At 46.5% G+C, this 13,150-nt stretch carries 12 protein-coding genes; 3 read left to right on the top strand and 9 right to left on the bottom strand.

Annotated features, from left to right (window positions below; all coding sequences use genetic code 11):
- The first annotated feature begins 9 nt into the window (after nucleotides 1–9).
- Together ilvD and ilvA are read left to right on the top strand one after the other, a co-directional pair.
- Nucleotides 10–1,851 carry a dihydroxy-acid dehydratase gene (ilvD, locus tag AB4329_RS01015; RefSeq protein WP_017066753.1) on the top strand — a complete coding sequence of 614 codons (1,842 nt, stop codon included), beginning with the start codon at nucleotides 10–12 and terminating at the stop codon, nucleotides 1,849–1,851.
- A gap of 2 nt (nucleotides 1,852–1,853) precedes the next feature.
- A complete protein-coding gene (ilvA, locus tag AB4329_RS01010) occupies nucleotides 1,854–3,398 on the top strand; it encodes a threonine ammonia-lyase, biosynthetic (protein WP_136977453.1) in 1,545 nt (514 codons plus the stop codon).
- A 100-nt stretch (nucleotides 3,399–3,498) separates the two neighbouring features.
- On the opposite strand, the gene punR is transcribed toward ilvA, so the two are convergent.
- On the bottom strand, nucleotides 3,499–4,413 hold the full coding sequence (punR, locus tag AB4329_RS01005; protein ID WP_136974240.1) for a DNA-binding transcriptional activator PunR: 915 nt from the start codon (nucleotides 4,411–4,413) through the stop codon (nucleotides 3,499–3,501).
- A 163-nt stretch (nucleotides 4,414–4,576) separates the two neighbouring features.
- Here punR and punC point away from each other — a divergent pair, with 163 nt between their 5' ends.
- Nucleotides 4,577–5,788, top strand: coding sequence for a purine nucleoside transporter PunC (gene punC / locus AB4329_RS01000; protein WP_372137576.1), 1,212 nt, complete (start codon nucleotides 4,577–4,579; stop codon nucleotides 5,786–5,788).
- 124 nt (nucleotides 5,789–5,912) lie between these two features.
- Here the strand turns inward: punC and glmU are convergent, their stop codons facing one another.
- The 8 genes from glmU to atpE form a co-directional block, all read right to left on the bottom strand.
- Nucleotides 5,913–7,274: a bifunctional UDP-N-acetylglucosamine diphosphorylase/glucosamine-1-phosphate N-acetyltransferase GlmU gene (gene glmU, locus AB4329_RS00995; protein ID WP_017058790.1), complete on the bottom strand. Its 1,362-nt coding sequence runs from the start codon at nucleotides 7,272–7,274 to the stop codon at nucleotides 5,913–5,915.
- 182 nt (nucleotides 7,275–7,456) lie between these two features.
- Nucleotides 7,457–7,879: a F0F1 ATP synthase subunit epsilon gene (locus AB4329_RS00990; protein WP_017058791.1), complete on the bottom strand. Its 423-nt coding sequence runs from the start codon at nucleotides 7,877–7,879 to the stop codon at nucleotides 7,457–7,459.
- An 18-nt stretch (nucleotides 7,880–7,897) separates the two neighbouring features.
- The gene (atpD, locus tag AB4329_RS00985) at nucleotides 7,898–9,301 is read right to left on the bottom strand and encodes a F0F1 ATP synthase subunit beta (RefSeq protein ID WP_017058792.1); all 1,404 of its coding nucleotides are present in this window, start codon (nucleotides 9,299–9,301) and stop codon (nucleotides 7,898–7,900) included.
- Between the two features lie 34 nt (nucleotides 9,302–9,335).
- Nucleotides 9,336–10,202: a F0F1 ATP synthase subunit gamma gene (gene atpG, locus AB4329_RS00980; RefSeq protein ID WP_017058793.1), complete on the bottom strand. Its 867-nt coding sequence runs from the start codon at nucleotides 10,200–10,202 to the stop codon at nucleotides 9,336–9,338.
- A gap of 48 nt (nucleotides 10,203–10,250) precedes the next feature.
- Nucleotides 10,251–11,792 carry a F0F1 ATP synthase subunit alpha gene (gene atpA, locus AB4329_RS00975; protein WP_017063023.1) on the bottom strand — a complete coding sequence of 514 codons (1,542 nt, stop codon included), beginning with the start codon at nucleotides 11,790–11,792 and terminating at the stop codon, nucleotides 10,251–10,253.
- 13 nt (nucleotides 11,793–11,805) lie between these two features.
- Nucleotides 11,806–12,339: a F0F1 ATP synthase subunit delta gene (atpH, locus tag AB4329_RS00970; RefSeq protein ID WP_017058795.1), complete on the bottom strand. Its 534-nt coding sequence runs from the start codon at nucleotides 12,337–12,339 to the stop codon at nucleotides 11,806–11,808.
- 15 nt (nucleotides 12,340–12,354) lie between these two features.
- The gene (gene atpF, locus AB4329_RS00965; RefSeq protein ID WP_032545592.1) at nucleotides 12,355–12,825 is read right to left on the bottom strand and encodes a F0F1 ATP synthase subunit B; all 471 of its coding nucleotides are present in this window, start codon (nucleotides 12,823–12,825) and stop codon (nucleotides 12,355–12,357) included.
- Nucleotides 12,826–12,884: 59 nt separating this feature from the next.
- Nucleotides 12,885–13,142 carry a F0F1 ATP synthase subunit C gene (gene atpE, locus AB4329_RS00960; protein WP_004411110.1) on the bottom strand — a complete coding sequence of 86 codons (258 nt, stop codon included), beginning with the start codon at nucleotides 13,140–13,142 and terminating at the stop codon, nucleotides 12,885–12,887.
- Nucleotides 13,143–13,150: the final 8 nt, after the last annotated feature.

Below are 13,150 nucleotides of genomic sequence, written 5' to 3'. Positions count from 1 at the left end.
ATTTAAGCAATGCCAATCTATCGTTCAGCAACGACTACCCACGGACGCAACATGGCTGGTGCGCGCGCTTTATGGCGTGCAACTGGCGTTAAAGATGATGACTTCGGTAAGCCAATCATCGCAGTTGTAAACTCTTTCACTCAATTCGTACCAGGCCACGTTCACCTTAAAGATATGGGTCAATTGGTTGCGGGTGAAATCGAGAAAGCGGGCGGTATCGCTAAAGAATTCAACACCATCGCAGTTGATGATGGTATCGCAATGGGTCACGGTGGCATGCTGTACTCACTGCCATCACGTGAGCTTATCGCAGACTCAGTAGAGTACATGGTGAATGCTCACTGTGCGGATGCGATGGTATGTATCTCTAACTGTGACAAAATCACTCCGGGAATGATGATGGCTGCAATGCGCCTTAACATCCCAGTGATCTTTGTATCAGGCGGCCCAATGGAAGCGGGTAAAACTAAGCTTTCAGATCAAATCATCAAGCTAGACCTTGTTGACGCAATGATCCAAGGTGCCGATCCAACCATTTCTGATGAGCAAAGTGAGCAAGTAGAGCGTTCTGCATGTCCGACATGTGGTTCATGTTCAGGTATGTTCACAGCGAACTCAATGAACTGTCTAACAGAAGCGCTTGGTCTATCTCAGCCAGGTAACGGTTCTATGCTAGCAACCCACGCAGACCGTGAAGAGCTATTCATCAATGCTGGTAAGCGCATCGTTGACCTAACCAAGCGTTACTACGAGCAAGATGACGAATCAGCACTGCCTCGTAACATCGCAAACCGCGCAGCATTTGAAAACGCGATGGCACTGGATATCGCAATGGGCGGTTCTAGTAACACCGTTCTTCACCTATTGGCTTCTGCTCAAGAAGGTGAGATTGATTTTGATATGGGCGATATCGACGAGATGTCTCGCCGCGTTCCACACCTATGTAAGGTTGCACCTTCAACGCCTAAATACCACATGGAAGACGTTCACCGCGCTGGTGGTGTAATGGCTATCCTAGGTGAATTAGATCGTGCTGGCCTACTGAACAACCAGACTCGCACAGTGCTTGGTCTAAGCATGCAAGAGCAGCTAGCTCAATACGACATCATGCAGACAGAAGACGAAGCGGTACTTAAGTTCTTCCGCGCGGGCCCAGCAGGTATTCGTACCACCAAAGCCTTCTCACAAGATTGCCGTTGGGATCGTCTTGATGACGACCGTAAAGAAGGTTGTATCCGTACTAAAGAGAATGCATTCAGCCAAGAAGGTGGCCTAGCCGTACTTTCAGGCAACATCGCCGTTGACGGTTGTATCGTTAAGACAGCAGGTGTTGATGAAGAGAACCTGAAATTCCAAGGTCCTGCTATCGTATTTGAAAGCCAAGATAGTGCTGTTGATGGCATCTTAGGTGGCAAAGTGAAAGCGGGCGAAGTGGTTGTTATTCGTTACGAAGGTCCTAAAGGTGGTCCGGGCATGCAAGAAATGCTTTACCCAACCACTTACCTAAAATCTATGGGTCTAGGCAAGTCTTGTGCTCTATTAACAGATGGTCGTTTCTCGGGTGGTACATCGGGTCTGTCTATCGGTCACGCTTCTCCAGAAGCAGCAAGTGGCGGTGTGATTGGTCTAGTAAACACTGGCGATATCATCACTATCGACATCCCTAGCCGTTCGATCACACTTGATGTGCCTGAAGCTGAACTAGAAGCGCGTCGTGTTAAGCAAGACGCACTAGGCTGGAAACCAGAAAACCGTCAGCGTGAAGTGTCTTTCGCACTGAAAGCTTACGCAAGCATGGCGACCAGTGCCGACAAAGGCGCAGTACGTGATAAGTCTAAACTTGAGGGCTAACTATGAGTGATGACACCTCCAGTCCCCAGAAACAAACTGGCGCAGACTATCTGCGTCAGATCCTGAGAGCGCCGGTTTACGAAGCTGCAATCGTAACACCTCTACAGGATATGCCGCGTTTAAGCGCGCGCATTGGTAATCAGGTTCAGCTTAAACGAGAAGACCGTCAGCCGGTGCACTCGTTCAAGCTACGTGGTGCCTACAACATGGTATCAAGCCTTTCTGAGCAGCAAAAAGCCGCAGGTGTGATTGCTGCATCGGCGGGTAATCATGCTCAAGGTATGGCGCTGTCTGGTTCTAAGTTGGGAATTCAGACTACGATTGTGATGCCAAAAACCACACCAGACATCAAGGTTGATGCGGTACGTGGATTTGGCGGTAAAGTGGTTCTACACGGCAGCAACTTTGATGAAGCCAAGGCAGAAGCCGAGCGTCTTTCTGCTGAACATGGCTTTACCTTTGTGCCTCCTTTTGATCACCCACTGGTGATTGCAGGGCAAGGTACTATGGGCATGGAGATGCTGCAGCAAAACGGTCACATGGATTATATCTTTGTGCCGGTTGGTGGTGGCGGCTTAGCTGCGGGTGTTGCTGTATTAGTAAAACAGCTGATGCCAGAGATTAAAGTCATTGCAGTAGAACCAGAAGATTCGTCATGCTTAAAAGCAGCTCTCGATGCTGGTGAACCTGTGGTACTGGATCAGGTCAGCATGTTTGCTGATGGTGTGGCGGTTAAACGCATTGGCGAAGAGACCTTCCGTCTTTGCCAACAGTACATTGACGGTCACATTGCAGTCTCTAGTGATGAGATCTGCTCGGCGGTGAAAGACATCTTTGAAGACACTCGTGCGATTGCTGAACCTTCAGGAGCACTTGCTCTGGCTGGCTTGAAGAAATTTGCAGAACAAAACCAACTGCAAGACAAGCAATTGGCAACGGTACTGTCTGGTGCTAACACCAACTTCCACGGCCTGCGATATGTCTCTGAACGTTGTGAGCTAGGTGAGAAGCGAGAAGGTCTGCTTGCGGTGACTATCCCTGAGCGACAAGGGGCGTTCCTAGAGTTCTGCAATATTATTGGCGGCCGAGCGGTGACGGAGTTTAACTACCGCCACAACGACGAAAGCCTAGCGAATATCTTCGTTGGTGTACGTCTGCAAGGTGGTCAGGAAGAACTTGAGCACATCATCAATGACCTACGTGAGGGCGGATATCCAGTCGTCGACCTTTCTGATGATGAGATGGCAAAACTACACATTCGCTATATGATTGGCGGCAAACCATCAAAACCATTGAAAGAGCGCCTATACAGCTTCGAGTTTCCTGAATACCCAGGAGCCTTGATTAAGTTCCTTGATACCTTAGGTACCCACTGGAACATCAGCCTGTTCAACTATCGTAACCACGGTGCCGATTATGGTCGCGTATTGTGTGGCTTCGAACTTGGCGATGATGATTTAGCTCAGTTCTCAACACATTTACGAGAGCTTGGTTATCAGTGTAAAGATGAAACCGATAACCCTTCCTACAAGTTCTTCTTGTCTTAAGAATTAAACTATCAAACCCAAAAGAGCGAGTTTTTACTCGCTCTTTTTATTGATGCTGATTCAGCTTAAGCTTGAAAAGGATCTTCTTGTAAACAGATCATTAGACCGCCTTGCGATGATCCAACCAATCTTGGTGAAGTTGTTCACTCGATCCTAGGTATTTCACCATCCACTCGATCAACTTATGGTTATCGTCTTTTCGCCACACCAAACAACAATGACTCTGCGGACTCGGTTCAGGCAGTATTTTTTCCACCAGCAAGCCTTGTTCGATAATTGGCGCGGCAATGTGCCTCGGCATATAACCCACCCCTACTCCATTTTTAAGGCATTCAATTGCGCTATACCAATTGGGTAACAACAGGCGTCTTTGACTTGAGTAGTGGCCTGTGTGTCGCTTAGGGAGCACACTGGAGGTATCATCCAAGCAGATGGCTGGATATTGGCTCACGAACTCTTCATTGAGGTTCTGTTCGCGCACACACGGGTGACTTGGCGACATTACAAATGCCCAATCTAATTGCCCCATGTCTTTGACTTCAAAATCGCCACCAACTGGCACAGCTGAGGTGGCGCCAATCACGATATCCGCCCTGCCCTGTGCAATCGCTTCCCATGAGCCGTTGAATACCTCCATGTTGATCTGAAGTTCGGCAAACTCAAAGGTTTGATAGAACTCTTCAATCATCGGCTTCATCTTGTCGAGCTTCACCACATTATCGAGCGTCAGACGCAAGGTTTTCTTCCAACCTCGAGCTGCTCGACGAGTCTGGGCACTGACCTCTTCCATTTGCCTCAGTAGTGCACGCGCCTCTTCAATGAACAGTTCACCTGCCGGAGTGAGCTCAACCTTTCTCGGTAAACGCCTGAAAAGCAGCACATCCAGTTCTTGTTCGACCTGTCTGACACCATAACTGATCGCCGAGGGCACTTTGTGCAACTGCTCAGCCGCCGCGGTAAAACTGCCCAAGCGCGCTACCGTATCGAGCATTTCTAAAGAGGATTTAGAGAACATAAGCCTTCAAATTTTTTGATTGATAACCACATATTTTAGCGTTTTATTTTATCAGGTCTGAAAAATAGAATGTCAGCATAAATAAACAGGGGCTTTCACTTCTGTATATCAAACAATTTTTTTGATGATAAAAACATCATTACCTTTAGCTTAATGGCATCTTATGAATATTTCTAAATTTCAATTGGTCTACCTTGCAGTTCTTTCAATGCTTGGCTTTATTGCGACCGATATGTACCTTCCTGCATTTAAGGCAATGGAAGTTGATTTCGCAACCGGCCCAGAGCAGATTGCCCTGTCTTTAACGGTATTCCTTGGCGGTATGGCAATGGGTCAGCTTCTTTGGGGTCTGGCGAGTGACAAGTATGGTCACCGTAATACGCTGGCGGTTGGTCTTGTTATCTTTACTGTAGCTTCATTCGGCTTAGCATTCAGCACCGAGGTATGGCATCTACTGACACTGCGCTTCATTCAAGCGATCGGCGTATGTGCTCCTGCGGTAATCTGGCAAGCAATGGTTATCAAGCGTTACTCACAAAGCAGTAGCCAACAAATTTTTGCAACCATCATGCCTTTGGTTGCGCTATCTCCTGCATTAGCACCTCAGCTAGGTGTGTTACTGGCGGATAGCTTTGGCTGGCACAGCATCTTCATCACATTAACCTTGATGGGTGCACTGCTAGTGGCGACAACAATGGCTCAACCAAAAGAAGCGCCTGAAGTAAAACAGACATCGATTAAGACAGACATCAAGATGTTGCTTAAATCAAAGCCTTACATGGGTAATGTCTTAATGTTTGCTTCAGCATCTGCAGCGTTCTTCGCTTACCTAACGGGTATGCCAGAGATCATGGCTCAACTAGGTTATGAAGCAAAAGACATCGGTTTGAGCTTTATCCCACAAACAATCGCGTTCATGGCGGGTGGTTACTTCGGTAAGCAAGCAGTGAAGAAATATGGCGATGGCGTTGTACTAAGAAACCTTATCGGTTTGTTCAGTGTAGCGGCGATGCTTATCTTTATCGCATCACAGTGGGAACTGACGTCAATCTGGCCTCTACTTGCGCCTTTCTGTTTGATTGCTGTCGCAAACGGCGCACTTTACCCAATCGTAGTAAACCGTGCTCTATCAAGCGCTAAACAAAGCCCAGCAACAGCTGCTGGTCTACAAAACAGCCTGCAAATCAGTATCAGTGGCCTATCAAGTGCATTGGTCGCGGCAATGGCTAGCCAAGCACTAAGCGCGACGGGTATTGCCGTTGTGATCTGTTTGGGTGCGTTGTGGGTTGGCTATATTGTTTCGAACAAAGAGCTTTCTGAACACTTCGCGACACCTGACAACTCTCGAGTAGTCGCTGACGAGAAACAAGACTAGTTTCTAAGTTAACGAAAACAAAAAAGAGCGAGATTACTCGCTCTTTTTTTATATCTAGATAAATAAGAAAAAGCCAGTAGCGGTACTACTGACTTTCATTTAAATCATCTTATTTATTAAGAGACTACTTTTTCTTAGTCGGACGCTGCCAGTCAGCAATCTTACGTTCTTTCGCACGGCTGATAACTAGCTCATTTTCAGAAACATCGCGTGTTACGGTAGAGCCAGCACCAACCGTCGCACCATTACCAATCGTAACAGGCGCTATTAATTGACTATCTGAACCAACAAACACGTCATCACCAATAATGGTCTTAAACTTATTCGCCCCATCGTAGTTACAAGTAATTGCACCCGCACCCACGTTTACGCGCTGACCAATTTCAGCATCCCCAAGATAAGTCAGGTGGTTGGCTTTAGAGCCTTCGCCAAGGCGAGTGTTCTTCACTTCAACAAAGTTACCGACGTGCGAGTTATTACGCATATCGGCACCCGGACGTAGGCGAGTGAATGGACCAACGGTACAGTCTTCCCCCACCGTTGCCCCTTCAATAACGCTGTATGGACGAACGATGGTGTTGTCGTCAATCTCACAGTCTTTCAGTACACATCCCGTACCAATAACCACATTATCACCAATGCTGACACTGCCTTCAATGATAACGTTAGTATCGATCTCGACATCCATACCGCACTGCAGATCACCGCGTAGATCAAAGCGGCTAGGGTCGCGTAGCATCACGCCTTGCTTCAATAGCTTATCGGCTTGCGTAGCTTGGTAAGCGCGCTCTAGGCGAGCCAGTTGCGAACGATCGTTAACGCCTTCCACTTCAATTGGGCTTACTGGGTGTACCGCTTCAACTGCACGACCTTCGTCGTGAGCCGCAGCGATAACGTCAGTCAGGTAATATTCACCCTGTGCGTTGTCGTTGCTTAGACCTGACAACCAGCGCTTCAGATCGCCACCAGTCGCCACCATAACGCCGGTATTGATCTCTTTGATAAGCTTCTGCTCATCCGTTGCATCTTTCTGTTCAACGATAGCCACAACAGGGCCATTACGACGAATAATACGTCCGTAGCCCATCGGGTTGTCTAACACGACAGTAAGTAGCGCGATACCACCGTTTGGTTGAGCGTCTAATAGGTTTTCAATGGTTTCAGGTGAAATCAGTGGAACATCACCGTAGAGCACCAATACTTTTTCATCATCAGCGAAATGTGCAGATGCTTGATCCACAGCGTGACCTGTGCCGAGCTGTTCAGCTTGCAGTGCCCAGTTTACAGATTCTTCAGCTAAGGTAGCCTTCATCTGATCACCACCGTGGCCGTAAACCAGGTTGATGTTTTGAGCGCCTAGACCATTACATGTATCGATAACATGCTTCACCATTGGCTTACCCGCAAGTGTGTGCAGAACCTTTGGTGTGTTTGAATACATGCGAGTGCCTTTGCCCGCCGCGAGAATTACCGCGCTAAACTTCATTGTAAACCTATCCAACGTTATTTTTATTAAGCCGATATTGTAACCGTTTTTGGGCAAAAAATTAAATCGCAATAACCATTTAACCAGTAGTGATACGTAAAAGAAGCATTTTTGAGAATCTAAAAATGCAAAAAGGCGACCCTTAGGTCGCCTTTATCTCAGAGTCTGTAATCTTAAAAAGATTAACGACGCTGTTTTGTCAGTTCGATAACTCGTAACTGAGCAATGGCTTTAGCCAGTTCACCGGCCGCTTGTGCGAAGTCTATGTCGCCATGCTGATTTTGGATATTCTCCACAGCCTTGCGCTTAGCTTCTTCCGCCTTTGCTGCGTCTAGCTCTTCACCACGGATAGCTGTATCAGCCAGTACAGTTGCTGTACCAGGCTGAACTTCTACCATACCACCAGAAACATAAATGATTTCTTCGTGGCCGTGCTGCTTAACAATACGCACCATGCCAGGCTTGATAGCGGTCAGCAGTGGACAGTGACCATGGAAAATACCAAGTTCACCCTCACTACCGGTCACCTGAAACGTCTCAACAAGGCCTGAGAAAATTTGTTTCTCTGCACTTACAACGTCTAGGTGAAAGGTTATTGCTGCCATATCGCCTCCTAGTTAGCCTTATAGCTTCTTAGCATTCTCGATAGCTTCGTCAATTGCACCACAGTACATGAACGCTTGCTCTGGAATGTCATCGTATTCACCAGATAGAAGACCTTGGAAGCCACGTAGAGTCTCTTTAAGAGGTACGTAAATGCCTGGGTCACCTGTAAATACTTCCGCTACGTGGTAAGGCTGAGTTAGGAACTTCTCAATCTTACGAGCACGAGATACAACTTGCTTATCTTCTTCAGATAGCTCGTCCATACCTAGGATAGCAATGATATCTTTCAGCTCTTTATAGCGCTGAAGAGTAGACTGAACGCCACGAGCGATGTCGTAGTGCTCTTGTCCAACTACCAATGGATCCAGTTGACGTGAAGTAGAATCTAGCGGGTCGATCGCAGGGTATAGACCCATAGATGCGATGTTACGGTTAAGTACAACCGTTGCATCCAAGTGAGCGAACGTTGTTGCTGGAGACGGGTCAGTCAAGTCATCCGCAGGTACGTATACCGCCTGTACAGACGTGATAGAACCAGCTTTAGTTGACGTGATACGCTCTTGTAGAACACCCATTTCTTCAGCCAGTGTAGGTTGGTAACCTACCGCAGAAGGCATACGACCTAGAAGTGCTGATACTTCAGTACCTGCTAGTGTGTAACGGTAGATGTTATCAACGAACAGTAGAACGTCACGACCTTCGTCACGGAAGCGCTCTGCCATTGTTAGGCCAGTCAGGGCAACACGTAGACGGTTACCTGGTGGCTCGTTCATCTGACCGTAAACCATCGCTACTTTTGATTCTTCAGGTTTTTCGATGTTTACAACACCTGCTTCCTGCATCTCAAAGTAGAAATCGTTACCTTCACGAGTACGCTCACCTACACCTGCAAATACAGATAGGCCTGAGTGTTGAAGTGCGATGTTGTTGATAAGTTCCATCATGTTAACGGTCTTACCTACACCAGCACCACCGAATAGACCGATTTTACCACCCTTAGCGAATGGACAAATCAAGTCGATTACTTTAACACCAGTTTCTAGAAGAGCTGTCTCGTTAGACTGCTCTTCGTAGCTTGGAGCTTCACGGTGAATGGCGTAATGCTCTTCAGCACCAATCTCGCCACACTCATCAATCGCGTCACCTAGGACATTCATGATACGACCCAATGTCTTAGTACCTACTGGTACTGAGATTGGAGCGCCAGTATTTTCAACTGTCAAACCACGACGTAAACCATCAGAGCTACCCATTACGATTGCGCGAACTACGCCACCGCCAAGTTGTTGCTGAACTTCAAGAACTAAACGTTCTTGTACTTCATTAACATTCAGAGCGTCGTATACACGAGGTACTTCACCCTGTGGGAACTCTACGTCGACTACCGCACCGATGATCTGTACGATCTTACCTGTAGCCATCGTTAATCCTCTAACTATTTAGTTTTACCTAAGCTTAAACCGCAGCTGCGCCTGAAACGATCTCAGAAAGTTCTTGTGTAATTGCCGCTTGACGCGCTTTGTTGTACACAAGTTCTAAGTCATCAATAATGTCACCAGCGTTATCTGTTGCTGATTTCATAGCAATCATTCGAGCCGCTTGCTCACAAGCAAGGTTCTCGACCACACCTTGATATACTTGAGATTCGACGTAGCGAACCAGTAGTGCATCTAGTAGTGGTTTTGGCTCAGGCTCATAAATGTAGTCCCAAGCATGATCGCGTTTCATGTCTTCGCTGTCTGATTTAGGCAAAGGAAGTAATTGATCGATCGTTGGTTCTTGTACCATAGTGTTTTCAAACTTGTTGAACACTACGAACAGGCGATCCAATTCGCCTTCATCATATTTCTTCAGCATAACGCTTACAGAGCCAATCAAGTCTTCAAGGCTTGGGCGATCGCCCAGACCAGAAACTTGAGCTGCTACTTTCGCGCCGCTGTTGTTGAAAAATGCTGTCGCTTTTGAACCTACAATTGCAAGTTCAACGTCAGCACCTTTCTCAGACCAATCTTTCATGTCGTTCATGGCTTTTTTGAACAAGTTAATGTTCAAACCACCACAAAGACCACGGTCTGTAGAAACGATGATGTAACCAACACGTTTGGCTTCACGTTCCTCAAGATAAGGATGCTTATACTCGAGGCTACCATTAGCCAAATGACCGATCACTTTACGCATTGTTTCTGCATATGGACGAGTAGCTTCCATTGCGTCTTGAGAACGACGCATTTTTGAAGCTGCTACCATTTCCATTGCTTTCGTAATCTTCTGTGTGCTTTTAACACTACCGATTTTATTACGTATCTCTTTTGCGCCGGCCATCGTTACTCTCCGTTAATGGTATGAGGTGGCCCTAAGACCACCTACCAATTACCAGGTCTGGGTTGCCTTGAAATCGTCAACAAGCTTCTTCAGCTCAGCTTCGATTTCTTTATTGAAAGCACCCGTTGTGTCGATCTGTGTTGCTAGATCGGCATATTGACCACGAGCAAACGACAGTAAAGCAGCTTCAAAGTCTAGAACTTTAGAAAGTTCAACGTCTTGAAGGTATCCACGCTCTGCAGCGAAGATTACTAGAGCTTGGTCAAATACAGACATAGGAGCGTATTGCTTCTGCTTCATCAGTTCTGTAACTTTTTGACCATGGTCTAGCTGCTTCTTAGTCGCTTCATCAAGATCCGAAGAGAACTGAGCAAATGCTGCAAGTTCACGGTATTGAGCTAGAGCAGTACGGATACCGCCAGATAGCTTCTTGATGATTTTAGTCTGCGCCGAACCACCTACACGAGAAACTGAGATACCAGGGTCAACAGCTGGACGTACGCCCGCGTTGAATAGCTCAGTTTGTAGGAAGATCTGACCATCGGTAATCGAGATTACGTTCGTCGGTACGAATGCAGATACGTCACCAGCTTGCGTTTCGATGATAGGAAGAGCAGTTAAAGAACCCGTCTTGCCTTTCACTTCGCCTTTAGTGAATTCTTCTACGTAGTGTTCGCTTACACGAGCAGCACGCTCTAGTAGACGAGAGTGAAGGTAGAAAACATCACCAGGGAACGCTTCACGACCTGGTGGACGCTTAAGCAGTAGTGAGATCTGACGGTAAGCGACAGCTTGCTTAGATAGATCATCATAAACAATCAGTGCATCTTCACCGCGATCACGGAAGTATTCGCCCATCGCACAACCAGCATACGGTGCAAGGTATTGCAGCGCTGCAGATTCAGAAGCCGATGCAACAACAACAACAGTGTTTGCTAGTGCGCCGTGCTCTTCTAGTTTGCGAACTACGTTAGCAATAGTCGACGCTTTTTGGCCGATAGCTACGTAGATAGAGAAAATACCAGAATCTTTTTGGTTAATAATCGCATCGATCGCCATTGCTGTTTTACCAGTCTGACGGTCACCGATTACTAGTTCACGTTGACCACGACCGATAGGGATCATTGAGTCAACAGACTTGTAACCAGTTTGAACAGGTTGATCTACCGATTTACGGTCGATTACACCTGGTGCGATAATTTCTACAGGCGAAGTCAATTTAGCTTCGATTGGACCTTTACCATCAATTGGCTCACCTAGCGTGTTTACAACACGACCAAGCATTTCAGGACCTACTGGTACTTCTAGAATACGACCAGTACCTGTAACTTTCATGCCTTCCTGTAGGTCAGCATACGGGCCCATTACAACAGCACCAACCGAATCACGGTTCAAGTTCAGTGCTAGAGCGTAACGGCCACCCGGTAGTTCGATCATTTCACCTTGCATCACGTCCGCTAGGCCGTGGATGCTAAGGATGCCATCGCTTACAGAAACGATAGTACCTTCATTGCGAGCTTCACTAACAACGTCGAAAGATTCAATACGTTGTTTAATTAGATCGCTAATTTCAGTGGAATTAAGTTGCATGCTCCAATCCCCATTAAGACTGCAATGCATCGCTCAGGCGGTCTAAACGACTGCGCGCTGAGTTATCGATGACTAGGTCTCCGGCTCGAATAATAACTCCACTAAGTAGAGTCTCATCTATACTGCAATTCAGCTGAACTTTGCGCGCTAAGCGCTGTTCCAATTTGCTGCTGATCTCTGCGCGTTGTTCTTTAGAAAGTTCAACCGCTGAAGTGACTTCAACGTCGATCTCTTTCTCGTGCTCTTGTTTGAGCAATAAGAACTCTTTGCAAACATCAGGAAAAGCCATTAAGCGGCCATTCTCTGCCATTACTTTTATCAAGTTCTGGCCGAATTCATCAAATTGTTCGCCACAAATTACAATGAATACTTCAGCTAATTTTTCAGCAGTTTGAGAGCTGCTTAAGAAATTGTGAACATCATCATTTTGTGCCACTTCGGCAGCAAAAGTAAGCATCTGACCCCATTGGTCTAGCTCACCTTTCTCTACCGCAAAGTCAAACGCTGCTTTAGCATAGGGGCGTGCGATTGTAGTCAAATCAGACATATACAGCCCCTTGCTTTAAAGTTTTGCAGTAATGTTGTTAAGAAGATCATCGTGTACATCTTTATCGATTGTACGCTCAAGGATTTTCTCAGCACCAGCAATTGCCAGAGTTGCGACTTGTTTGCGCAGGTCATCACGGGCACGTGTGCGCTCAGCTTCAATTTCGGCTTCCGCTTGCGCTAAGATTTTCTGGCGTTCTGCCTGAGCCTCTTCGCGAGCTTCATCAATAATTTGAGCCTTGCGTTTATTTGCCTGTTCAATAACCTCAGTTGCGGTGCGCTTCGCTTCTTTCAATTGGTCAGAAGCGTTGGCTTGTGCTAGATCCAAGTTTTTAGCAGCACGTTCAGCGGCTACTAGACCGTCAGCAATTTTTTTCTGACGCTCTTCAATTGCTTGCATGATTGGTGGCCATACATATTTCATGCAGAACCAAACAAACATAGAAAAAGCAATTGCTTGACCTAACAGAGTTGCGTTCATATTCACAACAGCTACCCCTCGTTAAGAATCAACTACAAAAATTTAATTAACTAATTAACAGTTAATTAGCCTGCTAGTTGACCAACAAATGGGTTAGCAAACGTGAATAGTAGTGCGATTACGATACCGATCATTGGAACAGCATCCAGTAGACCAGCGATGATGAACATCTTAACTTGTAGCATTGGAGCCATTTCAGGTTGACGCGCAGCGCCTTCTAGGAATTTACCACCAAGAATAGCAAAACCAATTGCAGTACCTACGGCACAAAGACCAACAATAATAGCAACAGCGATTGCTGAAAAACTTAGTACAGTTTCCATTTACGTTC

This window comes from Vibrio sp. 10N.261.54.A5 (assembly GCF_041471145.1).
Taxonomy (GTDB): Bacteria; Pseudomonadota; Gammaproteobacteria; order Enterobacterales; family Vibrionaceae; genus Vibrio; species Vibrio crassostreae_C.
Note: the sequence above shows the minus strand (reverse complement) of the source record. Positions and strands in the feature narration are given on the sequence as shown.